This window comes from Arthrobacter sp. zg-Y20 (assembly GCF_030142075.1).
In the GTDB taxonomy this organism is placed as follows: Bacteria; Actinomycetota; Actinomycetes; order Actinomycetales; family Micrococcaceae; genus Arthrobacter_B.
In genome coordinates this window covers 585,671-612,057 of the sequence record NZ_CP126241.1, presented here as the reverse complement: position 1 = coordinate 612,057, position 26,387 = coordinate 585,671, and the positions used below count along the sequence as shown (strand labels likewise).

The following is a 26,387-nucleotide window of genomic DNA, read 5'->3' as shown; positions in this document are numbered from 1 at the left end:
GCCCTGTTTTGGGCGCGGAAATGTCAGTGCCTAGTGAAATTCTTGAGGCATGGATCAGCTCGGGAACACCGAACGGATAACCGAAGAGCCAGAGGCTGCACGCCGGACCGCCGAGGGGCGGGCTGGTACCAAGGATGCGTCGGACACGGATCGCACATTAGCGGTGTTTCGGGCGGACCCGGGTGCCGGCACTGCCGCCGACCAGACCAGTGCTGCCTCGGGATTTCCGGATGGTTTCAGTGGAACCCTGGCTCTGCAGAACCTCGAATCCTTCGACGACCAGGCCACCGGTGAAGTCCTGGTCCGGGTCGCACACCTGATCGCGTGGGCGGAGGCGCAGCGAACCCGGATGCTGAACCGGATGGAAACCATTTTCCGGGAGGATTACGCCGGCGCGACCGGCCGGGTGGAACCCGGGATGGCGTTCACCCTTGCCGCAGCGGAGTGTGCCGCCCTCCTGCAGATACCGCACGGCACCGCGCAGCGGCTGATGTTCGAAGCCGGCCTCCTATCTGGCGCCCATACCGCCACGCTGGACGCACTGCAGGACGGGCGCCTCAGCTACGGGCATGCCCAGGTGGTGCTGGACCAGTGCGAAAGTGTTCCTGCCGCCGAGCTGCCGGAGTTTGAAGCTGCCCTGTTGAAGGCCGCAGGTCAGACCCGGTCCCAGCTTTCCGCCAAGGCCCGCCGGCTGCGGGAGACGAAGTACCCGCAAACCATTCCCGTTCGGCACCAGAGTGCGTTCGAGAAGCGCCGGGTCACTGTGGACCGCGAAGAAGACGGGATGTCCTGCCTGTCCGCGCATCTTCGTGCCGCGGAAGCACAACAGATCTACACCGCGCTGAGCAGTGCGGCCCGTGGTGAACAGTCTGATGGGGATTCCCCGACCACGGACCAGCTGCGCTCGGACATTCTGGCCCAGTTGCTTATGGGCGGTCTTGGTTCTGCCCGGTTCAATGACGGGAGTGCACGCCGCGGATCGGGCACAGGACCCGACGCTGCCGGTGGTGGTCGTGCTGCTGGCCGCGCAGCAGGCAGCGGGCCGGAGAAAGCCATCGCTGACGAGGACGCGGATAAATCGGGTGTATTGCCACGGGCGGAAATCATGGTCCTGATCAACGCCGAAACCCTGTTCGGCGCCAACGAAGACCCAGCCGAACTGCACGGCTACGGGCCCATCAGTGCCGAAGCAGCCCGCCGGCTCGCCCGCAACGCGACCCGCTGGACCGGCCTCGTCCAGGACCCGGACACCGGGGAAATTCTGGGCGTAGGCAGGCGGCGGAAAGTCCCGGCCGGGCTGGCCCGCTGGCTGCGTGCCCGGGATGGGACCTGCCGGTTCCCCGGCTGCCGGGTCAGCACTGCACTCTCGGAAATTGACCACACTACGGATTGGGCGGCCGGAGGTCCCACCGACCACGGAAACCTGGCCCATCTGTGCCGGCGGCACCACCGGTTCAAAACCCTGGGATTCTGGAAGGCCCGGCAACCGGAACCGGGCGTGGTGGAGTGGACCTCACCGAGCGGACGGGTCTACCGAACCGAACCGTTTCTGGAACTGGCGCCACCACGCCCTGTACCGGACCGCTTAGGGGAAACAGTTCCGCCGTTCTGAGCAGAGCACCGTCAGCGAGCGCCGCAGTGGGATGTAATTTGCGAGCCGGCCCGGCTCCCCCCAGCAAAGCTCGCCGCCAAAACCCCAGCCAAAATCCCCAGCCAAAACTCCCTAGGCCTGCGGCGGCTGTCCGTTGCTGGCGGTCGTGCCGCCGTCCACGGGAAGGATCGCCCCAGTGATGAAGCGAGCGGCATCGGAGGCCAGGAACAGGATCGCGTCGGCCACTTCATCGGGCTGCCCGATGCGGCCCAGGGCAATCCGTTCCGCGAACTTGGCCTTCTGCTCCTCGTCGTCCTTCTTGTCCTCCACCAGATCGGTCCAGATCAGCCCGGGAGCCACGGCATTCACGCGTACCCCGTCCTTGCCGTGGTCCAGTGCCACTGCGCGGGTGAAGTTGGTGACCCCGCCCTTCGCAGCGTTGTAGGCGCTCATGTTCCAGTCCGCGGCCATACCGGAAACGGATGACGTGTTCACAATGCAGCCGCGGCTTTCGATCAGGTGAGGCATGGCCGCCTTGGTGCCGTAGAACACTCCGGAAAGGTCGGTGTCCAGCACCCGGTGCCATTCCTCGACGTCGGTCTCCTCCACCGGCCCTTGGGAGAGCGTACCGGCGTTATTCACGAGGATGTCCAGGTGCCCGTGCGCGGCGACGGTGTCTTCAACCAGCTTGCGGACATCGTCCCAGTTGCCCGAATCGGCGACGACGGCGGTGGCCCGGCCGCCCGGCAGATCGGCCAGGGTTTCATTGATTTTTTCGGCGACTGTGTCGGTCATGACCACGGTAGCTCCTTCGGCGGCGAACCCGCGGGCCGTAGCCTCGCCAATGCCCGATCCGGCGCCGGTGACAATTACGACCTTGCCCTCAAAACGGTTGTCCATGTGCAAGCCTTCCTCTCAATAAGCAGGTGCCAGCGGTAGTGCCAGTCCTTACGAACCTATCACCGGGCTTTTTGGGCCGTCTCCAGTTCGTCGTCCACATAGACCGGTGCAGCGGCCCGGATGCCCGCGCCCACCATCACCACGGCTGAGCCCAGCAGGATCGCCAACGGCAGGGTCCAACTGCCCGAAACATCGTGCAGCGCGCCAATGGCGAACGGCCCCAAAGCGGCCAGGAGGTACCCCACGGGCTGGATGAAGCCCGAAAGCCGGGCGGTGGTGCGAGGCTCCCGCGAACGGGCAGTGATCAGGGCCAGGGCGGTCGGGAAGGCAAACCCGGCCAGCCCCAGGCACAGCGCCCACAGCCAGGGCAGGGTGGCCGGTGCCAGCAGCAGTCCCGTGTACCCGGCCAGCATTAGAACGCCCAGGCCCGCAATGTAGAACCGCAGCCGGGAGGAGCGGGCCACGAGCGCCGGCATGATCAGCCCGCCGGGAATGCCGAGTGCTGCGATGATGGCCGCCATCAACCCCGCCTGCCCCTGCTCGAGGCCCGCATCGCGGTAAATCTGCGCCGCCCAGCCGAATTGCACGTAGGCGTGCATGGACTGCACCCCGAAGAAAATGCTCAGCGCGACGGCGGTGCGGGAGGAACGCATCTTCATTTCCCTGCGTTGCCGCTGTTCTCCCGCCACCACGTCGCGGCCGGTTTTAACCGCGACAAGGGTCCACGGGACAAAGGCCACCAGGGCCGCTGCACCCCAGATACCCAGGCTCAGCCGCCAGCCGTTGGGATCCCCTCCGGCCAGCACCCCGCCGAGCAGCAGCGGCAGGGTTGCTCCCAAAGCCAGGGTGGTTCCGTAGATCGAGTTCATCAGGGCCAGCCGCGCCCCTCCGTGGCGCTTGATGAACGCCGGAACCAGGATGTTGCCCACCGCCATGCCGGCGAAAGCCAGCACCGTCAGCAGCAGGAACAGGGCAGCGGAATTCACCAGGGACCGGAGCAGCAGCCCGGCAGCGATGGCGGCCAGAGCAAGGAGGATGGACCCGTTGATGCCTGCTTTGCGGGAAATCGCGACTGCGAGCGCCCCGACTACGGCGAAGGTCAACCCGGGCAGCGCAGTAAGCACTCCCGCTGCGGTGGCACCGATCCCCAGCCCGGCCTGCAGTTCTGCCAGCACCGGCCCCACGGACGAAGCACCGGGCCGCAGGTTCACCGCCACCAGGATGACGGCCAGCGCTGTCAGCAAGAGGGGAAGGGAAGGCCGGGTTCCGTGTCCTGCAGGGGTCTTCCGCGTCTGGCTCATTCGAAACTTTCTACCACGCCCTAGGGGCGCGGTGCGGGTTCGTCCGCGGCGATTACAACAAAAGCCGTGGCGGTGTCGGGAGCGATTTCGGTCATTCCGGCGTCGACAATCAGCGGACCGGTTCCGTCGCTTCCGGCCAGTGCAGCGAACCGTTCCCCTGCAGTGAAGCGGACGCCGGCGGGCTCGCCGGCCTCATGCCAGGCCAGTTGCTCGGCGAACGGCAGCTGCAGGAACCAGGACAGCAGGGCGTGGGCGGCCTGGGCTGAAGCCTTCCCCGTGGACATCTCAAGGTCCGCGTTGAGGACGATCACCGGCGCGGACCGCGGCCAGGGCACCGGTTCGTCGTCGGGCAGCTGTGTGCCCGAGACCTGCAGCTTGGCCAGGTCCTTGGGCATCTGTTCGTAAGTGACCGGTTCAAAGGCAATGGCCTGCGCCCGGCCCACGGTGACAGCGCCCGACGGCGCGGCAGCGGCCAAGCGGGCAAAGGTGGTGGGATTGGCACGGCGCACGGTTTTCGTGAACCGGCCGTAGAGCCAATTCTCCCAGGCCTCGCTGTCCCCGGTGGCGGCGTACGCGCGAACGCTGGCGACAGCGGCTGCCGCCACGGCGTCACGGTGCGCTGCGGGGTCGGTTTTGTCCACAAGCAGGACAATGGGCTGGACTTTGTCGAACGGCTGCATAACTCCAGTTTTCCATGACCGCCGGCGGGGAGGCGGACAACCGGGTTGCAGCGCTGCATTCCGGGGAAACGGACGGATCTGGGGATACTGGTTCCATGAGCATTGACGACACAGCCCGCACTGAGTGGCTCCGCTTCCGCGAACGGCGCAATGCGACCCTGGCAGAGGAGCACGGATGGCTCAGCCTGTCCGGTTTTTACTGGCTGCCGGAGCACCCCGCCAAGTTCGACGGCCTGCCCGGGCTCTGGTCCGGGTCCGACGACGGCGCGGTGCTGGCAGCCGCTGCCGCTGACGGCCTGCGGGTGCTGGCCTCTGGTGAACCGGCACAGGGCCGGCTGACGGCGTCGTTGGCGGACGAGGAATCACTGAACTGGGTCGGATTCGGGGCCGGAAGCGGCGGGCAGGTTGTGGTTGAACTTGCCCGCAGGGCCGGACGGTATGCGCTGCGTCCCCGTGACGCTGCCTCGCCCGTGCGGACGTCTTTTAGCGGCGTGCCCGTCTACGAATACGCGCCGGAGTGGGTTCTTTCCGGCCGGTTCGAACCCTACCGCCAGCCTGTGGAAGTGCCCATCCGGACGGCCCATCCGGAAGTTCCGGGGGTACAGCGTTCCGTGGGCGAGGTTCTCTTGTTCCTGCCAGGGGATGCAGCCGAACACCGGTTGCAGGTCAGCGCCGCCGGTCCGGGCACCCTCAACCTGACCTTCCACGACAAGACCAACGGCAGATCAACGGCCGGGTGGCGCAGCCTGACGTTCCCCGCACCTGCACCCGGGGCTGAAGCCGGAACCGGAACCGGGGCAGGCACAGCGGCGGGAGGCACCGTAGTCCTGGACTTCAACTTCGCCGTGAACTATCCCAGCGCCTTCACTGAATTCGGCACCTGCCCCATGCCCGTCGACGGCAACCGGATTGGTGCAGCCGTGGAAGCCGGCGAGAAGCGCCCGGACGCCGTCTAACCTGCCTGTGGTGGTTGCAGGGCCCAAAGTGGGCACCACCCCTGCCCCTGTCTCCGCTGCGGCGGTAGCGTTGGCCGCATGAGCGATCGTCAGCCCCAGCGGCACAGCTCCGAGAAGGCCCCCGCCGGCTCTGCTCCGGCGGCGAAACGCGGCGCCGAAAAGGCCACTGCTGCTGACCGCGACGCGGAGAAACAGTGGCAGGTCATGGAACGGGACGGCGGGCTGTTCACCATCTCGCAGATAGCCCAGCGGCTGGGGTTCGGCGGCGGACAGAACGCCATGGCGCGCCAGCTCACCGGCAAGGGCCGGATACTGGCCGTCCAGCGCGGCGGGCATTTCCTGTATCCGGGGTTCCAGTTCGAGCCTGCCGGCGGGCGGGTCATCCCTGCAGTCAAGGATGTCATCCGGATGGGACGCTACGCCGGCTGGCCGGACGAGCAGATTGCCCTGTGGTTTTATACCCCCAACCGGCAGCTGTCCGGCAAACGCCCTGTCGACGTGCGGGAGAACGAGGAACAGCTGCTGAGGGTGGCGGAAGAGAACATCTCAAAGTAGAACCCCGGTGTCAGGCCCGGCGGAAACGCAGTGTGACCAGTTCAAAGGGCCGCAGCCGCAGCACCGGTCCGGCAGCTCCGGAGACCGCCCCGGATACCTCCCCGCCCAGCACATCCGATTCGACCGTACGTTCCAGCAGGTCGGTGGCCTCGACCGCCATGTATGGGAAGTCAGTGCGCAGCTGGGCCTCCGCCCGGCTGCCGTGCGCTTCGTAGAGCCGCACCACCACGTCCCCGCTGCGGTCCTCGGCCAGCTTCACCGTTTCCACCACCACCGCAGGACTGCTGACCCTGATCAGCGGTGCCAGGTGGGTCCGGGCCGTTCCGGTCACGGTGCGCAGCGGCAGGTTCAGCCTGTAGCCCTCCGCCACGGCATCAGGAATCCCGGAGGCGGGCCGAAGCGAATACCGGAACCGGTGCAACCCCTGGTCGGTGTCCGGATCCGGAAACAGCGGTGCTCGGAGCAGGGACACCCGCACCATGGTGCAGGGCCGCCCGTCCACCACCTCGCGGAAAGTGTCATGTCCATAGGTTGAATCGTTGGCCACGGCGACGCCGAAGCCCGGCTCGCCCACATGGATCCACCGGTGCGCCACGGTTTCAAACCGGGCCGCATCCCAGGAGGTGTTGGCATGGGTGGGCCGGAAGATATGGCCGAACTGGATTTCCGACGCCGCCCGGTCGGCGTGCACGTCCAGCGGGAAGGCCAGCTTGAGCAGTTTTTGCCGCTCGTGCCAGTCCACCTCCAGGTCCAGGTCCACCGCTGAACCGTCCGGGCTCAGCGACACCCGTTCGGTGATCCGGGTGTGCCCGAAGGAGCGTTCAATCCGCAGCACCCGTCCGCCTGCTTCCGGCACCATGGCCTCGGGCTGCATCAAATCCGTACTGCTGAAGCGGTAGTGCGCGTCCAAGTCCCACGCATCCCATTGGTTGGGAGTGTCGCGGAAGAGCTGGAACAGGTTCCCGGGCCGGCCGGCCGGGAACGCCTCCCGGCCGGAGCCGGACTCGATCAGGGAACTGAACAATCCGTCGGCAGTGACCTGCAGCCGCAGCCGGCCGCTGCTGATGCGCCAGCCGCCGCCGGACGGTTCCCACGTCCCCATCCCCGGACCCGGCACCGGTCCCGCGCCCGACGCCGGCGTCCCCTCCAGCGGATACGGCCCCGCATTCAACACCGCCGATTCAGCGCCCTCCCCCAGCAGCGCCTGCGCCGCGTTGCCGATCAGCACTTCCAGTTCCGCGGCCACCCGGACATAGTTCCGCTCCGCCTCCTGATGGACCCATGCGATGGAGGTGCCGGGCAGGATGTCGTGGAACTGCTGCAGCAGCACCGTCTGCCAGGCCAGTTCCAGCTCCCGGTAGGGATAGGCGGCACCGGCACGGAGCGTGGCGGCAGCGGACCACAGTTCGGCCTCGTGCAGCAGGGCCTCGCTGCGGCGGTTTCCTTTTTTGGTGTTGGCCTGGCTGGTGTAGGTGCCGCGGTGGAACTCCAGGTACAGCTCACCGGACCACACCGGCGGGTCCGCCAGTTCTGCCGCGGCCGCCGCGAAGAACTGTTCGGGAGTAGCGAGCCGGACAGTCGGGGATCCTTCCAGGGACTGCGTCCGGTGCGCGGCGGCGAGCATTTCCCTGGTGGGTCCGCCGCCGCCGTCACCCCAGCCGAAGGGCACCAGCGAACTGTTGGCGAACCCCTTCTCCGCGAACTGCCGCTGCGCCCGTGCCAGGTCCTGCCCGGACAGCTCAGAGTTGTACGTGTCCACTGGCGGGAAGTGGGTAAACAGCTGCGTGCCGTCGATGCCTTCCCAGCGGAAGGTCGAGTGCGGCATGGTGTTGGTTTCGTTCCAGGAGATCTTCTGGGTCAAGAACCAGCGTGCTCCCGCAGCCCGCGCGATCTGGGGCAGCGCGGCTGAGTAGCCGAAGGAATCCGGCAACCACACCACTTCCGGCTCCACCCCCAGCTGCTCCCGGAAGAACCGTTTTCCGGCCACGAACTGGCGGGCCAGGGATTCCCCGGAGGGCATGTTGGTGTCCGATTCCACCCACATCCCGCCGGTCGGAACAAACCTGCCTTCACGCACCCGTTCCGCCACCCGGGCGAACAGCTCCGGGTAGTGCTCCTGCAGCCAGGCGTACTGCTGGGCGGAGGACGCCGTGAAAACGAACTCCGGTTCGGTGTCCATCAACTCCAGCACGTTGGCGAACGTCCGGGCCACCTTCCGGACGGTTTCGCGCACCGGCCACAGCCAGGCCGAGTCAATGTGGGCGTGCCCGACGGCGTATACCCGGTGCGCACCGGCATAGGCGGGTGAGAACAACACGGGCGCCAACTGCTGCCGCCCGGCCGCAGCAGTACCTGGTACATCCGCAGGGTCCACGGCAGTCACTGCCCGTTCCAGGGCCCGCAGGATCTCATACCGACGCGGCAGGTCCATGGGCAGTTCGTGCATCAGCCCGTTGAGCGTCCAGAAGTCCCGGACCAAGTTCCACACGCCGGCATCGAACAGGGCAACATCGGCGGACCGGAACACATACAGCGGCGCCTCCCCCGCGGTGTTCCGGTCTCCCAGCGGCGTAGGGGCGAAGGTGAACCCTGCGGCGACATTCGGGTTCGACGCCGCCTCCACGTAAAACTCAAAGGCCTCGCCGGGTGCCTGGGGCAGGGGAACAAACATGTTCCTCGGCTCCACCGCCTTCACAATGCCGCCGTCCGGCGTGTAGACCAGCGCCTCGGCCCCGAATCCGGGACCACCCCCGGGGAACCCCAGGTCGATCAACAGCTCTGCCCGGTTTCCGTTGCCCGGTTCCCAGCCTTCCGGCACGGTACCGGACACCCGGAACCAGGTGGTCCCCCACGGTGCGCCCCACGGCGAACCGGTGCTGAAGGGCCGGTAGTCCCGGCCCACCGCCAGGGAGAACGGCACCGGTTCCCCCGGCGCCTCCCAGACCGCGAGCGCCGCCGCCTGCCGCTCCCGCCATACCCGGCCCGGCAGACGTTCACGCAGGAAGCGGTTGATTCGGGCCTCGACCAGCTCACGGTTCTCGTGCATGCAGTGCCCCTTGGCTACTCCCGGCAGTGGGTCCGCCCGAGGCTAGTACATCCGGTGCCGTTTGAGCTATGCCCGGGAGGCTGCGGGGCCCCTTACAGGGCGATGGCCGCTTCCATCTCGCGCACGAAGTCTTCGGTCTCGGCGGCGTTGCGGAATCCGTAGGAGACCTCACGCACCGCTTCCTGCCGGGTGGACGGGACCGCGTAATACTTGGTCGCCGCGAAATTGCCGGGTTCTTCCACCGGCTCCACCAGGGGTTTGTGGTTCAGCTGCGCGAACTGGCGCAGGGTCGGATCAATCCGCCACTGCCCGGTTTCCACCCAGAAATGGTCCCCCATCCCCGAGCTGCCGCTGGCTACCCGGATGCCTTCCATGCCGCTGCGCGCCAGAAGCCAGGCCAGCGTAAACGACGTCGGAGCACCCAGCCCGGAACCGTAGGGAATATGGTCTTCGGCCACAGCGGCTGCCCGTTCGGCGAGGCTGATGGCGTCCTGGAGGCTGAGAGTTTGCATACCTCCATGATCCCAGCCGGAACGGGGGTCCGTTGCCGGGGCGCCGGCCGAGACTCAGGCAGCCCGGCAACCCCGGCAGCGGGTGTAGCCACCCGTGTGCTGTCAGGACGCGGCCCGGCCGGGTTCCGGGCGCCGCATCCGGTCCGTGGCACGGCGCACCGACGGATCACGTTCGGCGTTCTGCAGCAGGCGGTCGAAGTCCGCCAAGCCCACGTCCCCGCACCGGTAGGACAGCCGGGCCTCAGGCCGGCTGCCTGCAGGAGTTGGCTTCCGCCGGCCGGTGAGGGCGATGCGCAGCTGCCCGCCGCCGTCGTCGTTAATCTGCAGCTGCCGTGTTGCCGCCAGCTCCCGCACGCCCCGGGTATCGACGGCGGGTGCGTTGTAGAAGTATTCGCGGACTACACGGGTCAGGGACTCGGCGTCGGTGCGGTCCTGGCGGGGCCAGCGGACCAGCTTGTCGGTGGCTGCCTGCACCGGGTGGAGGATGAAGCCGAACCCGATAAGCACCGTCACCAGGTCCCCGCCGCCCAGGAAGAGGAACAGCATGGCGGCCATGCTCAGTCCGGCGACCGTGCGCAGCGAATGGCTCCGCCGCGGGCTGAGCGGTATGGGGACCAAAACCGGACTGGTCTGTGCGGGCATCATGACCAGCCGCCCTTCAGCCCCGCCAGCGCCTCGGCTTCGTGGGCGAGCCGCGCAGCTTCGTGCAGCTCCCGGTCATATCTGCTTCGGCTGTGGATCAGGGGATCCTGTTCGGCCCCTGCTTCCAGCAGACGCAGCCGGTTCCGGTGGTTCTCCGCAGTCTGGGCCAGCTTCAGCTGGGCTTTGGAACTTGTTAGCTTGTGCATCAATTCCTCCACACGGGATTCCTTGGTACGGACAACGTCAAAGTGGTGACGAGCCGTGGCTTCGATGCGCACCGCGAGGTCATACATGCGGTGCGCGGTTTGGGCGAGGCTGACAGCCTGGCCGCCGGCCAGATGCTCCTCGGCTATGACGGCTTCCAGGCTTTTCATGCGGGTTTCATAGGACCGCGTAACGGCACCGTAGTGCCGCACCACCTCCCATGCCGCCCGGGCCTGGTTCCGAAGCACCTCCTGACTCGCCGCCGTGGCGGCAATCGCCGCGTCAAGCCGGTCGCAGGTTTGGGTGTAATTGTCTGCGGGTTGCCCGGTCCCGAACTGCACATGCACTATTCGACGGACCCGCCTCAAGTTTTCGCCCACAGCTGCCTCTCTCATCGCCGGATCGGGAAGAGTTGCCGATACAGGGCGCTGCACAACAGCACTTTTCCCATAATTCTTCCGCTGATTACTTCCGCCGCCAAGGCCCTCACCCCTCCGGAAGCTGCCGGGCCAGCCGGTCCAGGTCCGCGGACGTGTCCTGCACCATCTTCTCGGCGGTCGCTATCAGGCCCTCCAAGTTGTCTTGGCTGGCATCGTCGGACGCATTGCTGGCCGCTGGCAGCAGGTCTGTCTGGATCCGGACATACCTGTCGCCCAGGATCAGCTGCAGGCAATCCCGGGCCAATTGTCCGGGCCCGCTCAACACCATGGCCAGGTCTTTTTCCAGGACCTGCAGTTCGGGGGTCTGCTGGGTCTGTTCCGCGCCCAGCCGCAGCCCCGCGTTACGGGTCCCGGTGCTGGTCCCGGTGCCCAGGGAGACCAGCAGGACGCCGTCCACAGCCTGCGGCAATACCGAACCCAGCGAATATCCCAGCAGTGCGGGATCATCAGCAGCCAGCCCGCCGTCTGCCAGTTGCCGGGCCGTCCCCTCCGGATCGGTGTAGGGCACCGCCGGGAAGTACCGGGGCAGCGACGCCGTTGCCTGGGCCGCCAGCGCCATGGATGCGTCGCCCAGGACAGAGGGTTCCAGCCCGCCGCCGGCAAAGTACAGGGCTTCGGTGCGGGCGAGGTCGCAGGTGGTCACTGCTACCGGCCGGACCGCCCGGGACAGGGGCTCATCACCAAGTGCCTCCCCCAGATAATGCTGCAGGGGTTCAGCAGCGTAGCGCGGGGCACCGGCATACTGGTCCGCGGTTTGAGGGGCACCGGCCTGCGGATCTCCGGCGTGCGGATCTCCGGGATCCTGGGGGAAAATTTCCTCGGCGCTGTCCAGATTCAACTGCCGCACCTCGTCGGCGCTGTACGGCGTTCCTCCGTTCCGCGGCGAGACCAGCGCGAGGGCAGCCATGCCGCCGGCCGAGGTGCCCACCACCAGGTCAAAGAGGTCAGCCGTCCGCCGTCCGGTCTGTTCCTCCAGCGCCATCAGCCAGGTGATTGGAATGATGCCGCGGATGCCACCACCGTCAATCGAAAGAATACGAAGCATAAACGGCTCCTGACGGCGGCAGCGGTGGTCCGGTCCCATTAACCCTGCCCGCCCCGGCATAGCCGGTCAATGGAGCGGGCCGTTTCCGGCACCTGCTCTCCGGCACTGCGGGACGGGTGTGGCAGACTGCGGGCATGCAAATCCATCCTGCCCCGCTGCTGGCCGGGTCCTTCCGCGTGCGCCGGGCCTGTCGGGCCGACGTCGGGCCGATCGCGGCGCTATTGGAGGCAGACGCGCTCGGGTCGCCGGAAGCACCGCACCCCGATCTGGACACCTACCGGCGCACCTTCGAAGCCATCGATGCGGACCCCGCCCATTTCCTCGCCGTCGTTGAGGACGGCGCCGGAACCATTGCGGCCACTGCCCAGCTGACTCTGCTCCCGTGCCTGGCGGCCGGAGCCGTAACCCGGCTGCAGGTGGAGGCGGTGCATGTTCGCGCCGATCTCCGGTCACGCGGTCTGGGAGCCGCGCTGATGGACTGGGCCCTTGTCCAAGGGCGGCAAAACGGTGCCGGACTGGCCCAGCTCACTTCCAATCTCAGGCGCGAAGACGCGCACCGGTTTTACCGAAGCCTTGGCTTCGAGCCCACACACATCGGGTTCAAGCACCACCTCACCGCGAACCCCAAGGAAACCGGCACCGAGCAGGAGGACCACAATGTCCCGCACAATCGGAACGGTGAGCCCGAACGGCGGGACACTGACAGTCCGGCCCGCCAACCAGGGCTCCCCGGCTGATCTGCAGGCCGTCTTCGCCGGGCGCGGGGACCCGCACCGCTGCCAGTGCCAGTGGTTCAAGGCCAGCCGGGAGCAGTGGCGGGCCATGCCGCAGGAAGAGCGGGCTTACCGGCTGCGGCAACAGGCCAACTGCGGCAGCCCTGACGCCGGATCAACCAGCGGGCTGCTGGCGTATCTGGACGCCGAACCTGTTGGCTGGTGCGCGGTGGAACCGCGCACCGCCTATCCCCGGCTGGAACGGCTGCGGGTTCCGTGGAGCGGGCGGACAGAAGACAAGACCGACGACGGCGTCTGGGCCGTCACCTGCTTCGTCACCCGGACGGGCTACCGGCGTCAGGGGGTGAGCTATGCACTGGCACGGGGTGCCGTCGGATTCGCCCGGGAGCGGGGAGCCAGGGCCCTGGAGGGCTACCCCATGCTGACCGAGCCGGGAAAGGAGGTGGCCTGGGGCGAACTGTTCGTAGGCAGCCGCAGTGTTTTCGATGCCGCTGGGTTCACGGAGGTCAGCCATCCCACCCTGCGGCGGGTAGTGATGCGGATCGATTTTGAGGCCGCGGCGCCTTCGTTCCCGGACACCGCCGGAGTTTCCCCCTAGGGCGCGGGCCACTTTCCGGTGGCGAAGAGTTCCTGCAGCCGGGCCTCTGCGGGAGCCGGATCCAGGCCCCGGGAAGCCAGCCAGTCGTCGTCGCCGTAAGACGCCGCATAGCGGTCCCCCGAATCGCACATCAGCGACACGATGCTGCCGGCCTTGCCCTGTGCTTCCATCTCGGCGGCGAGCTGCCATACGCCCCAGAGGTTGGTGCCCGTGGACGGCCCCGCATGCAGCCCGGCCACACTCCGCAGGTGCCTTGCAGCGGCCACGGAGGCGGCGTCGGGCACCTGGATCATGTGGTCGATCACGGCCGGAATGAAGCTCGGTTCAGGGCGCGGCCGGCCGATCCCCTCGATCCGGGACGGTCCGCCCACGGCGGGCACATCGGGGGTCTGCCAGGCGGGGAAGAAGGCCGAACGTTCCGGGTCCACCACCGCCAGCCGGGTGGGATAACGGTGGTAGCGGATGTACCGGCCCAGGGTCGCGCTGGTCCCGCCGGTGCCAGCGCCCACCACAATCCATTCGGGCACCGGATGCTCCTCCAGCGACAGCTGGGAAAAGATCGATTCGGCAATGTTGTTGTTGCCGCGCCAATCCGTGGCCCGCTCGGCGTAGGTGAACTGGTCCATATAGTGGCCGCCGGTGCTGCGGGCAAGGTCCTCGGCTGCGGCGTAGACCTCGGAAGGATCGTCCACAAAGTGGCAGCTGCCGCCGTACTGCTGGATCAGCGCGATCTTCTCCGCACTGGTGGTCCTGGTCATCACGGCGATGAACGGCACGCCCAGCAGCTGCGCAAAGTAGGCTTCGGATACGGCCGTGGACCCGCTGGAAGCCTCCACCACGGTGGTGCCTTCCCGGATCCAGCCGTTCACCAGTCCAAAGAGGAACAGGGACCGGGCCAGCCGGTGCTTGAGGCTGCCGGTCCGGTGCGTCGACTCGTCCTTGAGGTACACCTTGACCGCCCAGCCCGTGGGCACCGGAATTTGGAACAGGTGTGTGTCGGCGGAACGTGCCGCCTCGGCTTCGATCCGGCGGATGGCGTCTTCGGCCCAGCTGCGGTCCCGACTGGTATGGCTATTCACCTTCCCCACCCTACGTGGCGGCAGCCACCTCATCCGGCAGCTCGGCAGGCGTCGGGCCGCCCCGGCGTGGAACCCCCATCCGCAACAGGAATACGCCCTGCAGCAGGGCAATGGCCACGGCCGCCCAGAGCGTCGGCACGGCACCGGCCACGGCCAGCAGCATCGCACCCAGAAGCCCGCCAACCACAAAACTGCCCTGGGTGATGGTCCGGCGGGTGGCCGAGAACCGGGAGAGCATCGCGTCAGGGGTCAGCTGAGTGAACAGCGCCGTGCCGTTGACGCTCATGAACCCCAGCGCAAGTCCGAACAGCGTGAAGGAGACCCCTATGCTGGGCACCGCAAGCTGCGGCCACAGAGCGGTGAGCGGAATCAGGGCAAAGTTCAGCGGCATCATCAGGCCGGCAAGCAGCATGGCACGCAACGGCCCGATCGCCCGTCCTAGTCTCGGAGCGGCCACCGCGCCAAGGATCCCGCCGACGGCGCTGACGGACCAGACGGCACCGAAAACAGCCGGATCCAATGCCAGCTCCTCCAAGATGAACCAGGTTTCCGCGGCCTGGTACAGCCCCGCAGCAAAGTTGTTCGTAGCCGCGGTCAGGACCATGGCCAGCAGCAGCCGATGGCCGGTCATGAACCGCCAGCCGTCCGCGACGGCGGCTCGGACGGACGGGCGCTCAGTTTTCGCCGTGCCCGGTTCGTCGTCGGGCAGCCGGGCCAGGCCGACGGCGGCCACCAGCTGGGCCAGGGCGCTCAGCCCCAGCGCGGCGGGTGCCGGCAGCAGCTTCACCAGCTGCCCGGTGGCTGCCGGACCGACCAAGGAGATCACCTGGTCGGTTGCCATCAGGGATGAGGCGGCCTCAGGAATCCGTGGCCTTCCCACCAGTATGGGCAGCAGCGATGTCTGGGCGGCCATGAAAAACGAGTCCGCAATACTCACTACCACCAGCACCGCCAGCAGCTGCCATGCAGCCAACCAGCCCAGGCAGAACAAGGCCACGGCGCAGCCGTACGCAGCCGCCCGGATCCAGGTCATCGTGAACATGGTCCGGCGCCGGCCCCAGCGGTCCACCGCTACTCCGGCCACCAGCCCGAACAGCAGCGGCCCCGCGCTGCTCAGCGGCGCGACCAGGCCTACCTCGGCCTCGGTGGCGTCCAGGACGGTGATCATTGCTACCGAGACGGCGAACATGGCCACTGCATGCCCGGCATGCTCCACCGCGTTGGCCAGCCACAGCCCCCGGAAGGCACGCTTGGACCAGATGGAACCCGATGTGCTGCCCAATGCCGCTCCCCCGCTAGCCCGTCTGTTCACCCGGAGAGCGGACTGACCGGCACCAACGGGTCCAGTCACCCTAAGAGACCAGCGGCCGGGAAGTGCGCAAGACCACGGTGCGCCGCCCCGCAGGCATTTTCATAAGTACCCTGATAATCGTTATGGTCAAAGGGAACCATTCCGTACAGCAGGTCAGCACCAGGAGGACCGATGAATCAGGACAACGTCTCCGAAACCGCCGAATCGCACGCCGGCGCCAACCCGTTGCCCGGCATCATCGAGCAGGACCAGGCACGTTCGGCCGAGCAGGCAGCACCGGACCGGCCCTCATCCGGTGTGGTCCTCGTGGCGGGTGCCGGCGGCGTCATCGGACGGCATGCCGCGGACGAGTATGCCCGCCGCGGCTGGAAGGTCCGCGGTGCCAGCCGCCGCCCGGTCCCGGCCGCCGCATGGGAGCACCTCTCCGTGGACCTCCTCGACGCCGGCACGGCCCGCGACGGTCTTGCCGCGGCGTCGGACACCACACACCTGGTGTTCGGCGCCTACATTGAGCGCCCGACGTCGGCCGAACTATCCGAGGTCAACACAGCCCTGCTGCGCAACACCTTGGACGCGCTGCGCTCGGCCGGTGCTCCGCTGCGCCACGTGACGCTGTACCAGGGCGGCAAGGCCTATGGCGCGCATCTGGGCTATTTCAACGCCCCGGCGAAGGAACGCGACCCGCGGCTGATCCAGCCCAACTTCTATTACGACCAGGAAGACCTGCTCCGCCAGGCAGCCCGGGAGCGCGGATTCGAACTCACCGTGCTGCGCCCGGAAGGCGTGATCGGTTACGCCACCGGCAACCCCATGAACCTGCTGATGGCCATTGCCGTGTATGCCGCCGTCAGCCGGGAACTGGGCCAGCCGCTGCGCTTCCCCGGCACGGTGGCCGCCTACGATGCGCTCTACCAGGTCACCGATGCCGAGCTGCTGGCCCGGGCCGCGGTCTGGTCCGGGTCGGAGCCGGCGGCCGCCGGGGAAATCTTCAACATCACCAACGGTGACCAGTTCCGGTGGCGGCAGCTCTGGCCGGCATTCGCTAAGCATTTCGGCATGGACTACGCCGAACCGCAGCCCGTTCCTCTGGTGGACGCCATGCCGCAGTACGCCGAGCTGTGGGAGCAGATGACCGAGCGGTACGGCCTGCAGCAGACACCGTATGCGGATTTGGTGCGCTGGGAGTTCGCCGACTTCATTTTCCGCTCGGAGTTCGACAACGTTTCTTCCACCATCAAGGCACGGCAGGCCGGTTTCGGCGACTGCCTGGATTCGGAGGACCGCTTCCTGGAGCTCTTCGACGCCCTGGCAGCACAGAAAATCATTCCTGGCCCCGCCGCCTGACCTGTTCGGAAACCACCGGCACCACCCAAGAGGAGTTCCCCGTGAAGATTGTTGGCGTCCGCACCTTCGGCGGCCCCGAGGTCCTGGAGATCCTCGAGGCGCCCGAGCCGCATGCCGGCCCGGGCGAAATCCGCATCCGTGTCCGCGCGGCCGCGGTAAGCCCTACGGACACGGTGCTGCGCTCCGGCGCCCAGGATATGGGCAGGATGGAACCGCCCTACATTCCCGGCATGGACGCTGCCGGTGTTGTGGACGAGGTGGGCGACGGCGCCCGGTGGCGGATCGGTGACGAGGTCATGGCCCTGGCCCTGCCCCGGGAAGGACGCCGCGGCGCCTACGCCCAGTACCTGGTGGCCCCGGCAGACTCCGTTGCCCGCATTCCGGGCGGCATCGGCCTGGAGGCTGCCTCCACCCTGCCAATGAACGGCCTGACCGCCGTCCAGACCCTGGAAAAGCTGGCCCTGCCCGAGGGGAAGGTCCTGGCCGTCACGGGTGCGGCCGGAACACTGGGGAACTACCTGGTCCAGCTTGCCAAGGAGGCCGGGCTCACCGTGGTGGCCGACGCAGCGGACAAGGACGCCGATCTCGTCTCCGCCCTGGGTGCCGACTATGTGGTGGAGCGCGGCGACGACGTCGCGGAGCGGATCCTCGAACTCTTCCCCGAGGGTGTCGACGCCGTCGCTGACGCTGCCGTCATGAACGGGTTGGCTGCCCGGGCGGTGCGCGACGACGGCGGGTTCGCCACCTACCGCGGATGGGACGGTGATCCCGGCCGCGGCGTGAGGGTGCATCCGATCCGGGTGGTTCAGGAATACCATTCCGGCGCGAAACTGGACCGGCTGCGCGCCCTGGCCGAGGCTGACCTGCTGAGCCCGCGGATTGCCGACGTCATGCCGGCCGAGCGGGCCGCCGAAGCCCACCGACGGCTGGAAGCCGGCGGGCTGCGCGGCCGGATTGTGCTCACCTTCTAACGGTTTTTACGGCAGGGGGTATCCCCGGCACGCGCGGCACTGCTAGGGTCCGGGGCATGAAGATTCTGACTTTCGAGTAGCGCGCTGCTGCGCCCTCTCGAACTTTCGCAGACAACCATTTCCAGCTTGTTGAGGCGCGGCCTCCGAGTCCTTCCGTCTGCACTTCCCGCTTGCGGCAACGCTCTTTGGCCTGCCCGCGGAAGGCCCGTGCCGGCGTCGACGGCGCCAGTGACAGGAGTACCACCATGCGTGCACCAAAAAAGAAGGCAACCACCAGCCCGCTGCATGTTTCACCGGAATTATCCGGGCAGGCAGCGGACCTGCACATCAACCTGGCCCCTTCGGCCGAGGCACAGCTCGGAGGAGACGGACGCGACCGTCCTGCTCCCCCGGCTGAAGCCGGCCTGCCCGGCTGGCAGAGCCTGGGCAAGGACACCAAGCCCACCCGGGCCCACACCACCCGGCAAGGCCCCCGCGAGCGCAAGGTCCGCTGGTAGGCGTAGCCGCTCCACGGTTGGACCCACGGCCGGCCGGCACCTTCGGGTGCCGGCCGGTTCCGTTGCGGCCGCGGGCAAGGATAGGCACCGGTCTGCAGCGAGGCAAATCCGTGCCGACAGCCGGCCGGCGGCCGCGGAGCACCGCGGAGTTTAGGGCTCCGGACGCCGATATCGTTAAATGCAGTGCCCGCCCCAACTGGGGGTCCGGCGCTGTCCGGCACCCTCACCCAGGGGCCCTCCGGGCAGCGGCACGCCACTCCACTCCACTGACCGCCCGCAGCGCTGCGGGCCGGCCGGCGTGCCAGAGCGGGGCACTGCAACGCCGGGATTTCGGCCCCGGCGGGAGAACCCCAACGAAGCGGAGATGCAATGCCCCACAAAATCATCCTGGACTGCGATCCCGGCCATGATGATGCGGTCGCCATGCTGCTGGCCCACGGCAGCCCGGAGATCGACCTTCTGGCGGTGACAACCGTCGTCGGAAACCAGACCTTGGAGAAGGTGACACGCAACGCGCTGGCGATTGCCCGTGTCGCAAATATCACAGGCGTCCCCTTCGCGGCAGGCTGTGACCGGCCCCTGGTCCGCACCATCGAAAACGCCCCCGACATCCACGGCGATTCCGGCATGGACGGACCCGCGCTGCCCGAGCCCACCCTCGAACTGGACCGCCGGCACGCCGTCGACCTGATCATCGATACCGTGATGGCGCACGAGCCGAACACTGTCACCCTGGTCCCCACCGCAGGCCTGACCAACATTGCCCTGGCCGTGCGCAAGGAACCCCGCCTGGCCGAACGCGTGAAGGAAGTTGTCCTGATGGGCGGCGGCTACCACGTGGGCAACTGGTCCGCCGTGGCTGAATTCAACATCAAGATCGACCCCGAAGCCGCCCACATAGTTTTCAACGAGAAGTGGCCGCTGACCATGGTCGGGCTGGACCTGACCCACCAGGCCCTGGCCACGGACGAGGTGGCTGCCCGTATCGCTGCCGTCGGCACCAAGCCCGCCAAGTTCGTCGGCGAACTGCTGGACTTCTTCGGCCACGCCTACAAGGACGCGCAGGGCTTCGATTTCCCGCCGGTGCACGATCCGTGCGCTGTCGCCTACGTCATCGACCCCTCGGTGATGACCACCCGGCGCGTGCCGCTCGATGTGGAGCTGACCGGCACCCTGACCCTGGGCATGACGGTGGCAGACTTCCGCGCGCCGGCCCCCGAAGACTGCAACACCTCAGTGGCCGTGGACCTGGACCACCAGAAGTTCTGGGACCTGGTCGTGGACGCCCTCGAGCGGATCGGCGAGGTCGACCTGTGAGTGAAATCGCCCGCCGCCGGGTCAACGTCGGCGCCCTCATGGCCGCACTGCTGGCCGCCTGCGTGGCGTTCCAGCTCAACGCTTCAATGCTCTCGCCGGCCCTGGTCACTATCGAAGAGGAACTGGACACCACCTCCGCCGCCGTCGGCCTGACCCAGACGGCGTTCTTCACCGCCGCCGCCCTCTTCTCCCTGTTCCTGCCCCGGCTCGGCGACATCATCGGGCGCAAGAAAGTCCTGTCCGGGATGCTGGTGGTCCTGACCCTCGGTTCCGTGGTGGCTGCCCTGGCCCCGAACATTGAAGTCCTCTTCCTGGCCCGCCTGATCCAGGGCGTCTCCGGGCCCGTGGTGCCGCTGACGCTGATCATGCTTCGCGTGGAAATCCGCGACGCGAAGCTGTACGGCACCCTGATGGGCGTCATCACCGCCGTCAACGGCGGCATTGCCGGCATCGACGCCGTGGCGGGCGGCTATCTGGCGCAAAACCACGGCTTCTCCTCGGTGTTCTGGGCCATGGCCGCCGTGGGCGCCGTCGCCACCGCCCTTCTGCTTTTCCTGGCACCGGAATCCCGGGCCGAGAAGAAGGAAAAGATGGACTGGGTCGGTGTGGTGCCCCTGGTCATCTCCGTGGGTACCCTGCTCACCGCATTCAACGAAGCGGGCAAGCTGGCCGCAGCCAACTGGCCGCTGGTGATCGGGCTGATGGCCGTTGCCGTCGTGGCCTTCGCAGTGTTCTGGAAGGTGGAAAACCGCACGGAACAGCCGCTGGTGGCCACCTACCTGCTGAAACGGCGGTCCACCTGGGCGCTGCTGCTGACCACGCTGCTCACCATGACCGGCGTGTTTGCCATCATGAACGGCATCCTGCCTGCCCTGGCGCAGGACGGCGCAATCGGGTTCGGCATGGGCGCCGAGGAGTCCGCCTGGTGGACCCTCACCCCGTACGCCATTGCCGGCCTGGTTCTCGGCCCCATTGCCGGCCGCCTGGCAGCCAGCTGGGGTTACGGCAAGGTCCTGCGGATCGGCATGATCGGCTCCGTGATCGCACTGGCGCTGGTGCTGCTGGTGGTCGGCAGCGATTCCAAGGCAGGCCTGCTCGGCGTCTCGGTACTGATCGGCATCACCTACGCGGGCATCGGCAACATCATGCTCAACGGCCTGGGCATTGTGCTCTCCCCAAAGGAAAACCCGGGCTTCCTGCCCGGCCTCAACGCCGGCGCCTTCAATCTGGGCGCAGGCCTGAGCTTCGCCGTGATCTACGCGGTGAAGACCGCCGCCACACCGGCCGACGGCGGGGCCGGCGGCTACTACGGCGGTATTGTTGCCGGTCTGGTCATCCTCGTCCTGGCCCTGGCTGCGTCCTTCCTTATCCCCAAGCCGGCCGCTGCCGAAGTGGCTGCCGCCGCGCCGGCCGCCCGCTGAACCCCGCCCGCCCTCGTCAAGGAGAATTCCCCGCATGCCTGCCGGAAAAGTTGTAGTTGTAGGGTCGCTGAACGCTGACCTGACCGTGCGTACTGACCGTTTTCCCTCCCCCGGGGAAACCCTCAACGGTTCGGAGCTGGTGATTGTGCCCGGCGGCAAGAGCGCCAACCAGGCCGCCGCCGCAGCGATCCTGGGCGCCGATGTCCGGCTGTTCGGCGCCGTCGGTGCCGACGGGCACGGGGACCTGCTGCTGAAGGCCGCCGCCGGTGCCGGTGTGGACGCTTCCCGCGTCCTGCGCCGCACCGGCACTGCGACGGGCACAGCCATGATCGTGGTGGACGCCGCCGGAGAGAACACCATCATCGTTTCCCCGGGTGCCAACGGCACGGTCACCGGCGCCGAGCTTCCGGCGGACCTGTTCGACGGTGCCGCAGTGCTGACCCTCAGCCTGGAGGTTCCGCTCGAAGCGGTTGCCGCTGCTGCCCGGGCCGGGCAGCAGGCCGGAGCGCAGGTGCTCCTGAACCTCTCCCCGTACCAGGAAGTTCCCGCGGAGCTGCTGGCCCTGACGGACGTACTGCTGCTCAACACCCATGAAGCGGCCCTCGTGACGGGCCTTGCCGATCCGGCCGCGGACTGGGAAGAGGTCATCACCGCGCTGGGTGCGCTCGGCGTGCGGCGGACGATCATCACCCTGGGTGCGGACGGCGCCGTCGTGCTGGACGGGACGGCAGCCGGAAGCGAGCGGATACTCGCTGTGGCCCCCACCCGGGTCACTGCGGTGGACACGACCGGCTGCGGTGATGCCTTCACCGCAGCCACCGCCGCCCGGCTGGCAGCGGGCGATTCACTGGCGGAGGCGGCTACCTTCGCTGCCCGCGCCGGAGCGCTGGCAGCCACCCGGGAGGGAGCACAGTCCTCCTACTCCGCACTGCTGGAGCTGGCCGGCTGAGGCTGCTGCTGCCAACGGCCGGGTGCCGGGACGGGATGGCAATCCCCTTCCGGCGCCCGGCCGTTTTTGTGTGCGGTATTCTTCGTGGTTGAACCCGCCTTCTTGGGACAGGGTTCAGCTCTGCCGGGGGGAATGAGCACCAGGTACCCCCTGCGTAAATTCCTTACGAAAGAGGTTGCCGATGCCGTTGTTCCCCAAACGCCTGCTGCTGCCCGCAGCGGCCGTGGCCCTGGGCCTGTCCCTCGCCTCCTGCTCGGCCGGGAATCCGGGCGGTGACTCGGCCGGGGGTTCGGGCGGTCCGTCAGCCGAATCATCGGCGGACGCCGGCGATACGGCACAAACGCCCTCACGGAACACCTCGACGCAGGCAGCCGACATTGACGTCAACAACATTGGCGACACCGTCACCGTGCCCATGAGCAAGGGCAACGTAGCGAGCGTCACGGTCGTCGCCGTCGAGGAAGCCGAATCCGTGGCAGCCCGGAGCAGCACCACCATGCCGGAAAAGGGCTTCCAAAGGGTTCAGGTCATCTGGAAAACGGAAGAAGGCGTTACTGACGCCCGTTCCACCAATTTCACCTTCATGGACTCGGAAGGCCGCTTCAATGCGGCCGAAGCTCTATACATTGACGAAGGCACCCTGTGGGCCGACGGCGTTGCCGCCGGGGAAGAGGTAACCGGTTACCTCACCTTCGACGTCGAGGACGGACCGCACACCCTGATCCTGTCCGACAGCGAGCGCGAGGACGTCGCGCATTTCAAGATGCCCTAGCAGGACCTCCCGGCCGGTGCCGGGTAGACATAATGCGGCGGTCCCGCCGCACGACCATCTCATATGGGGGGAAAGATGCAAGGACAGCAGGAAAACAACAACGGCTTCAATGCCTATCCGCCGGCGCCGGAGCCGGCTTCGCCGCCGGTGCCGCCTGGACCGATGGGTGCTCCTCAGGGCATGCCGGGAGCCTCGGGCGCCTATGGTGCTCCCGGAGCCTATGGTGCCCCCGGTGCTCCGGGGACCCCGGTTATGCCGCAGCGGCCGAAGCAGGTGGACTCGTCCTTCTGGTTGCAGATCGTTGCCCTGGTGCTGACCGTGGTGGCCATTCCCGTCAACATTGCGGTGTTCTATGCAACGGTCAACGATGCCGGCGCCCGGGCAGATGACCCCGCCGTGGCGGTAGGCCTTGTCCTGCTGATCGCGATGGGCGTTATCTGCCTTGCCGTTAACGTACTCACTGCCGTTTTTGTCCGGAAGGGCCGCAACTGGGCCCGGATTGTGCTGACCATCTATGCCGCGCTCCATGTGGTGAGCCTCGTGACTCTGACAAACCTCCTGGCCTGGTGGGGAATCCTGGCGCTGGTTTTGGCCGCGGTGCAGCTCTACCTGACACCGGTTCCGGGGTACTTCAAGATGATGAAACAGTACCGGCTGCAGCAGAAGGCCGGTCTGGCTCCTTAGTCCGCGGCCAGCTCCGGGAATCCCAACGACGACGGCGCCCCCCTTTCGGGAGGCGCCGTCGTTCTGTGCTGGCTGACTGTTGTGTGTCCGCACTGCACCCGCTGCCGGGAAGGGAACGTAGCCGGCTGGGTCAGTTCCCGAAGGAGCCCAGGAGGAAATGCCGGTTCGCTTCTGCGCGTTCCATCAGCTCCTCCCCCGTGAAGTACTTCCGGTCAAACTCCTCCCATTCGCCGACAAACATGGTCCACTCGCCGTCGACGCACACCGGCCAGCAGCGGCGGACCCAGTTGAGCTTTTCACGGACATTGTTGCGGTTGTCCGGTTCGGTGCTGGTGTACTGCAGGACAGTGCAGTTGTGGATCAGCTGCTCCTTGTCGGCATCCCGTTTCAGGAACTCTTCATCGCTCCAGCGTTCCAGGACCAAGCGCGTGGCCCACATGAATTCTCCGTGGGTCACCAGCAGGACATTGTCCCGGGCGTTTTCCCGGTGCAGGGTGCTGAGGATGTTCCGGACACGGTTCTCGGCGACGTTGGCAATGGATTCCCCCGCCGGAGGGGCCCAGTACAGCGGGTCGCTGTCGCGGTACGCAGCATTCTGCGAATACTTCTGCGCGAAATCCTGCTTCGACATGGACCCTATCTCGCCCCAGGAACGCTCACGGATCACCCGGTTCTCCTCCCAGCGCACATCCAGCCCCAGATGGGCGGCGGTCTCGCGGGTCCGGGTGTAGACCGAGACCATGGCGCGGTCGAACTGGACATTCTGTTCCGCGATCCATGCTCCGGCGACCTTTGCCTGCTGCACGCCGAGGTCCGTGAGCCGCCAGGAGCGGTCCGGGACGGTCATCGTCTCTTCGGTATACAGGCTCGGGTCCCCGGCCTTGGCTGCCCGCTGCATCACATTCGCTTCACTCTGTCCGTGGCGAACGAGGAAGAGGTTCCGGGGCATGACCATGGAGGGCTCCTGATAGGTGGGACGACTATTTTGCGCTAGTACATCCTAAAGGCCGGGGCGGTTGCCTAACCGCAACCGGGCAGGAGTTGAATGGGAACCGCCGTGGCAATAAGATTCAGTGTCCGGCAAAGGGTCGGGTGTCAAGGGTGGCCCGCGGAAGCGGGCATCTGGAACGCGAGGTGTGGGCATGTCTGGCCGGATTCTCTATGTGACACGACGGGTTGGCCTCGTCGCGGCACATATCCTGGTTTATGCCCTGATCTGGCTTGGACTGGCGGCGCTCATCGCCGCCGTGGGCATCCGCTTCTTCTGGGGTGAAATCTCCGTCGGGCAGATGCTCATGAACCTCGTTTCCGTGGAGACCGACGGCGGCGGCGGGGCCATTGTATGGATCGGCATCCTGGGCATCGGTGTTGTCCCCCTCCTGATCACCGTCGCCATCGCCCTGTGGCGCTCCTCGAGGCGCCGCCGTCGCCTCCGCAACGGCAACCCGGACTCCCGTGGCACGCAGCCGTTCATGCGGCCCCTCTCCACGCTCCTGGTGGCCGCGGTGGTCCTTGCCGGTACCACCGCCTTCGCTACCACCGTGGGTTTGGGCGACTACATCAAGGCGGCGAACTCCAAGTACGACGTCGGTGACTACTACGTGGAGCCCACGGTCACCAGCGCGGATCAGAAGCGCAACCTTGTGGTCATCTACCTCGAATCCGGCGAAGCGACCCTGGAGGACGACCAGCTTTTTGAAAAGGACGCGTTCGCGCCCCTGAAAGAAGCCACGAAGGCCGAAGAGGGCTGGCAGACCGTGGCCGATTTCCAGCAGTACGAAGGCGGCGGATGGACCATGGCCGGCCTCGCGTCCACCCAGTGCGGCATCCCCCTGAAGGGCAACGGGGCAGGCGGAGGAAGTGCCACCGACAACGGGATCGATGAGGGGGCCGAAACGTACCTGGGCGGTGCCACCTGCGTGGGCGACGTCCTGGACGAGCAGGGCTACACCAACGTCTTCCTGGGCGGCGCCAATCCTTCTTTCGCGGCCAAGGACACCTTCCTGTACAGCCACGGTTATTCCGCGGTCAAGGGCCTCTCCGATTGGCGGGCTGCCGGCGAACCGGAGGAAAACTTCCGCAAGGACTGGGGCTTGAGCGACCAACGCCTGATGGCCCATGCCAGGGACACCCTGGACGACCTCCACGCCGAAGCTGAGAAGACGGGCCGGCCGTTCAACCTCACCATGCTGACGCTGGACACGCACGAACCGGTGCACATCTACGACTACTGCGACGTGGACACGGACAGCGAGGTCACGTCGGTCTTCTCCTGCTCCATGACCCAGGTGGCCTCATTCATCGGGTACATGAAGGAGCAGGGCTACCTCGACGACACCGCAGTGGTGATCATGGGCGACCACCTCAAGCACATGAGTGCCGGGGACGCTTTCCACGAGCAGCTGGACGACCACGAGAACCGGACCATCTTCAACCGGATCTGGGTTCCGGGCGAGACGCCGGCGAACAGTACGCTGCGCGCCGGCTCTGACCAGCTGAACATGTACCCCACCATCCTGGAGGCAGCAGGCCTCACCCTCGAGCGCGGAGAGGCCGGACTGGGCGTATCGGCCTTCGCCACGGAGGTTCCCGGGAGCTCGGCGCAGGCCATGGGCCAGGAGGCCTACACGGAGCTGCTGGAGTCACTTTCCCCGCGGTTCTATGCCAAGGCCTGGGCCGGGGCTGGCACCCAGCAGTAGCTCCGGCCGAGCCCGAAACCGTTCCGGGTGGGGATAGTCGTGCCCGGGGTTGAGGAAGACGTCGTCTTCCGAATTGCCGCCCGCTAGAGGGACGCAGACGCGCTGCGTCGTCAAAGAAAAACCCCTCCTGACCGAGCG

Annotated in this window: 25 protein-coding genes; 14 read left to right on the top strand and 11 right to left on the bottom strand. The window is 67.1% G+C overall.

Annotated elements, in window-relative coordinates:
- Positions 1-49: 49 nt before the first annotated feature.
- A complete protein-coding gene (locus QNO06_RS03050; RefSeq protein WP_227913552.1) occupies positions 50-1,612 on the top strand; it encodes an HNH endonuclease signature motif containing protein in 1,563 nt (520 codons plus the stop codon).
- 111 nt (positions 1,613-1,723) lie between these two features.
- Here QNO06_RS03050 and budC read toward each other — a convergent pair whose 3' ends face one another.
- From budC to QNO06_RS03035, 3 genes are read right to left on the bottom strand one after another with little or no spacing between them, the layout of a single operon-like run.
- Positions 1,724-2,491 (bottom strand): meso-2,3-butanediol dehydrogenase, encoded by a 768-nt coding sequence (gene budC, locus QNO06_RS03045; protein ID WP_227913553.1) that lies wholly within the window; start codon positions 2,489-2,491, stop codon positions 1,724-1,726.
- A 59-nt stretch (positions 2,492-2,550) separates the two neighbouring features.
- On the bottom strand, positions 2,551-3,792 hold the full coding sequence (locus QNO06_RS03040) for an MFS transporter (RefSeq protein WP_227913554.1): 1,242 nt from the start codon (positions 3,790-3,792) through the stop codon (positions 2,551-2,553).
- A 20-nt stretch (positions 3,793-3,812) separates the two neighbouring features.
- Positions 3,813-4,472 carry a peptidyl-tRNA hydrolase gene (locus QNO06_RS03035; RefSeq protein ID WP_227913555.1) on the bottom strand — a complete coding sequence of 220 codons (660 nt, stop codon included), beginning with the start codon at positions 4,470-4,472 and terminating at the stop codon, positions 3,813-3,815.
- 95 nt (positions 4,473-4,567) lie between these two features.
- Between QNO06_RS03035 and QNO06_RS03030 the strand changes: the two genes are divergently transcribed.
- Together QNO06_RS03030 and QNO06_RS03025 are read left to right on the top strand one after the other, a co-directional pair.
- Positions 4,568-5,428, top strand: a complete 861-nt coding sequence (locus QNO06_RS03030) for a DUF1684 domain-containing protein (RefSeq protein WP_227913556.1) — start codon at positions 4,568-4,570, stop codon at positions 5,426-5,428.
- Between the two features lie 78 nt (positions 5,429-5,506).
- Entirely contained in the window at positions 5,507-5,983 is a 477-nt protein-coding gene (locus QNO06_RS03025; RefSeq protein ID WP_227913557.1) for a hypothetical protein, read from the top strand.
- A 10-nt stretch (positions 5,984-5,993) separates the two neighbouring features.
- Here QNO06_RS03025 and QNO06_RS03020 read toward each other — a convergent pair whose 3' ends face one another.
- The 5 genes from QNO06_RS03020 to QNO06_RS03000 all read right to left on the bottom strand — a co-directional run bounded on the left by QNO06_RS03020 (position 5,994) and on the right by QNO06_RS03000 (position 11,872).
- Complete coding sequence (locus tag QNO06_RS03020) at positions 5,994-9,029, bottom strand: alpha-mannosidase (RefSeq protein WP_227913558.1); 3,036 nt, start codon at positions 9,027-9,029, stop codon at positions 5,994-5,996.
- Between the two features lie 92 nt (positions 9,030-9,121).
- On the bottom strand, positions 9,122-9,541 hold the full coding sequence (locus tag QNO06_RS03015) for a hypothetical protein (RefSeq protein ID WP_227913559.1): 420 nt from the start codon (positions 9,539-9,541) through the stop codon (positions 9,122-9,124).
- A gap of 102 nt (positions 9,542-9,643) precedes the next feature.
- Complete coding sequence (locus QNO06_RS03010) at positions 9,644-10,183, bottom strand: hypothetical protein (protein ID WP_284162598.1); 540 nt, start codon at positions 10,181-10,183, stop codon at positions 9,644-9,646.
- On the bottom strand, positions 10,183-10,557 hold the full coding sequence (locus QNO06_RS03005) for a hypothetical protein (RefSeq protein ID WP_227913561.1): 375 nt from the start codon (positions 10,555-10,557) through the stop codon (positions 10,183-10,185). The genes QNO06_RS03010 and QNO06_RS03005 overlap by 1 nt, the downstream gene beginning before the upstream one ends.
- Before the next feature lie 316 nt (positions 10,558-10,873).
- Positions 10,874-11,872: a patatin-like phospholipase family protein gene (locus QNO06_RS03000; protein ID WP_227913562.1), complete on the bottom strand. Its 999-nt coding sequence runs from the start codon at positions 11,870-11,872 to the stop codon at positions 10,874-10,876.
- A 134-nt stretch (positions 11,873-12,006) separates the two neighbouring features.
- Here QNO06_RS03000 and QNO06_RS02995 point away from each other — a divergent pair, with 134 nt between their 5' ends.
- A complete protein-coding gene (locus tag QNO06_RS02995) occupies positions 12,007-12,609 on the top strand; it encodes a GNAT family N-acetyltransferase (RefSeq protein WP_227913563.1) in 603 nt (200 codons plus the stop codon).
- Positions 12,530-13,204: a GNAT family N-acetyltransferase gene (locus QNO06_RS02990; protein WP_227913564.1), complete on the top strand. Its 675-nt coding sequence runs from the start codon at positions 12,530-12,532 to the stop codon at positions 13,202-13,204. Before QNO06_RS02995 ends, QNO06_RS02990 begins: the two co-directional genes overlap by 80 nt.
- Here QNO06_RS02990 and QNO06_RS02985 read toward each other — a convergent pair.
- On the bottom strand, positions 13,201-14,283 hold the full coding sequence (locus tag QNO06_RS02985) for a PLP-dependent cysteine synthase family protein (RefSeq protein ID WP_227913565.1): 1,083 nt from the start codon (positions 14,281-14,283) through the stop codon (positions 13,201-13,203). The genes QNO06_RS02990 and QNO06_RS02985 overlap by 4 nt on opposite strands.
- Before the next feature lie 10 nt (positions 14,284-14,293).
- The gene (locus tag QNO06_RS02980; protein ID WP_227913566.1) at positions 14,294-15,565 is read right to left on the bottom strand and encodes an MFS transporter; all 1,272 of its coding nucleotides are present in this window, start codon (positions 15,563-15,565) and stop codon (positions 14,294-14,296) included.
- A 201-nt stretch (positions 15,566-15,766) separates the two neighbouring features.
- Here QNO06_RS02980 and QNO06_RS02975 point away from each other — a divergent pair, with 201 nt between their 5' ends.
- The 8 genes from QNO06_RS02975 (at position 15,767) to QNO06_RS02940 (ending at position 23,550) form a co-directional block, all read left to right on the top strand.
- Complete coding sequence (locus QNO06_RS02975; protein ID WP_227913567.1) at positions 15,767-16,939, top strand: SDR family oxidoreductase; 1,173 nt, start codon at positions 15,767-15,769, stop codon at positions 16,937-16,939.
- 41 nt (positions 16,940-16,980) lie between these two features.
- The gene (locus tag QNO06_RS02970; RefSeq protein WP_227913568.1) at positions 16,981-17,910 is read left to right on the top strand and encodes an NADP-dependent oxidoreductase; all 930 of its coding nucleotides are present in this window, start codon (positions 16,981-16,983) and stop codon (positions 17,908-17,910) included.
- A gap of 245 nt (positions 17,911-18,155) precedes the next feature.
- Positions 18,156-18,407 (top strand): hypothetical protein, encoded by a 252-nt coding sequence (locus QNO06_RS02965; protein WP_227913569.1) that lies wholly within the window; start codon positions 18,156-18,158, stop codon positions 18,405-18,407.
- 369 nt (positions 18,408-18,776) lie between these two features.
- Positions 18,777-19,724 (top strand): uridine-preferring nucleoside hydrolase UriH, encoded by a 948-nt coding sequence (gene uriH, locus QNO06_RS02960; protein WP_227913570.1) that lies wholly within the window; start codon positions 18,777-18,779, stop codon positions 19,722-19,724.
- Positions 19,721-21,145, top strand: a complete 1,425-nt coding sequence (gene uriT, locus QNO06_RS02955; RefSeq protein ID WP_442860179.1) for a uridine transporter UriT — start codon at positions 19,721-19,723, stop codon at positions 21,143-21,145. The genes uriH and uriT overlap by 4 nt, the downstream gene beginning before the upstream one ends.
- Before the next feature lie 34 nt (positions 21,146-21,179).
- Positions 21,180-22,094: a PfkB family carbohydrate kinase gene (locus QNO06_RS02950; RefSeq protein ID WP_227913571.1), complete on the top strand. Its 915-nt coding sequence runs from the start codon at positions 21,180-21,182 to the stop codon at positions 22,092-22,094.
- Between the two features lie 181 nt (positions 22,095-22,275).
- On the top strand, positions 22,276-22,866 hold the full coding sequence (locus QNO06_RS02945) for a DUF4352 domain-containing protein (RefSeq protein ID WP_227913572.1): 591 nt from the start codon (positions 22,276-22,278) through the stop codon (positions 22,864-22,866).
- 75 nt (positions 22,867-22,941) lie between these two features.
- Complete coding sequence (locus QNO06_RS02940) at positions 22,942-23,550, top strand: collagen-like triple helix repeat-containing protein (protein WP_227913573.1); 609 nt, start codon at positions 22,942-22,944, stop codon at positions 23,548-23,550.
- Between the two features lie 130 nt (positions 23,551-23,680).
- On the opposite strand, the gene QNO06_RS02935 is transcribed toward QNO06_RS02940, so the two are convergent.
- Positions 23,681-24,505, bottom strand: a complete 825-nt coding sequence (locus tag QNO06_RS02935) for a histidine phosphatase family protein (RefSeq protein WP_227913574.1) — start codon at positions 24,503-24,505, stop codon at positions 23,681-23,683.
- Positions 24,506-24,692: 187 nt separating this feature from the next.
- Between QNO06_RS02935 and QNO06_RS02930 the strand changes: the two genes are divergently transcribed.
- Positions 24,693-26,249, top strand: coding sequence for an LTA synthase family protein (locus QNO06_RS02930; protein ID WP_227913575.1), 1,557 nt, complete (start codon positions 24,693-24,695; stop codon positions 26,247-26,249).
- Positions 26,250-26,387: the final 138 nt, after the last annotated feature.

Coding starts and splice junctions, on each gene's coding strand:
- QNO06_RS03050 (WP_227913552.1), top strand. CDS start 50: ATGGATCAGCTCGGGAACACCGAACGGATAACCGAAGAGCCAGAGGCT.
- budC (WP_227913553.1), bottom strand. CDS start 2,491: ATGGACAACCGTTTTGAGGGCAAGGTCGTAATTGTCACCGGCGCCGGA.
- QNO06_RS03040 (WP_227913554.1), bottom strand. CDS start 3,792: ATGAGCCAGACGCGGAAGACCCCTGCAGGACACGGAACCCGGCCTTCC.
- QNO06_RS03035 (WP_227913555.1), bottom strand. CDS start 4,472: ATGCAGCCGTTCGACAAAGTCCAGCCCATTGTCCTGCTTGTGGACAAA.
- QNO06_RS03030 (WP_227913556.1), top strand. CDS start 4,568: ATGAGCATTGACGACACAGCCCGCACTGAGTGGCTCCGCTTCCGCGAA.
- QNO06_RS03025 (WP_227913557.1), top strand. CDS start 5,507: ATGAGCGATCGTCAGCCCCAGCGGCACAGCTCCGAGAAGGCCCCCGCC.
- QNO06_RS03020 (WP_227913558.1), bottom strand. CDS start 9,029: ATGCACGAGAACCGTGAGCTGGTCGAGGCCCGAATCAACCGCTTCCTG.
- QNO06_RS03015 (WP_227913559.1), bottom strand. CDS start 9,541: ATGCAAACTCTCAGCCTCCAGGACGCCATCAGCCTCGCCGAACGGGCA.
- QNO06_RS03010 (WP_284162598.1), bottom strand. CDS start 10,183: ATGCCCGCACAGACCAGTCCGGTTTTGGTCCCCATACCGCTCAGCCCG.
- QNO06_RS03005 (WP_227913561.1), bottom strand. CDS start 10,557: ATGAAAAGCCTGGAAGCCGTCATAGCCGAGGAGCATCTGGCCGGCGGC.
- QNO06_RS03000 (WP_227913562.1), bottom strand. CDS start 11,872: ATGCTTCGTATTCTTTCGATTGACGGTGGTGGCATCCGCGGCATCATT.
- QNO06_RS02995 (WP_227913563.1), top strand. CDS start 12,007: ATGCAAATCCATCCTGCCCCGCTGCTGGCCGGGTCCTTCCGCGTGCGC.
- QNO06_RS02990 (WP_227913564.1), top strand. CDS start 12,530: ATGTCCCGCACAATCGGAACGGTGAGCCCGAACGGCGGGACACTGACA.
- QNO06_RS02975 (WP_227913567.1), top strand. CDS start 15,767: ATGAATCAGGACAACGTCTCCGAAACCGCCGAATCGCACGCCGGCGCC.
- QNO06_RS02965 (WP_227913569.1), top strand. CDS start 18,156: ATGCGTGCACCAAAAAAGAAGGCAACCACCAGCCCGCTGCATGTTTCA.
- uriH (WP_227913570.1), top strand. CDS start 18,777: ATGCCCCACAAAATCATCCTGGACTGCGATCCCGGCCATGATGATGCG.
- QNO06_RS02950 (WP_227913571.1), top strand. CDS start 21,180: ATGCCTGCCGGAAAAGTTGTAGTTGTAGGGTCGCTGAACGCTGACCTG.
- QNO06_RS02945 (WP_227913572.1), top strand. CDS start 22,276: ATGCCGTTGTTCCCCAAACGCCTGCTGCTGCCCGCAGCGGCCGTGGCC.
- QNO06_RS02940 (WP_227913573.1), top strand. CDS start 22,942: ATGCAAGGACAGCAGGAAAACAACAACGGCTTCAATGCCTATCCGCCG.
- QNO06_RS02935 (WP_227913574.1), bottom strand. CDS start 24,505: ATGGTCATGCCCCGGAACCTCTTCCTCGTTCGCCACGGACAGAGTGAA.
- QNO06_RS02930 (WP_227913575.1), top strand. CDS start 24,693: ATGTCTGGCCGGATTCTCTATGTGACACGACGGGTTGGCCTCGTCGCG.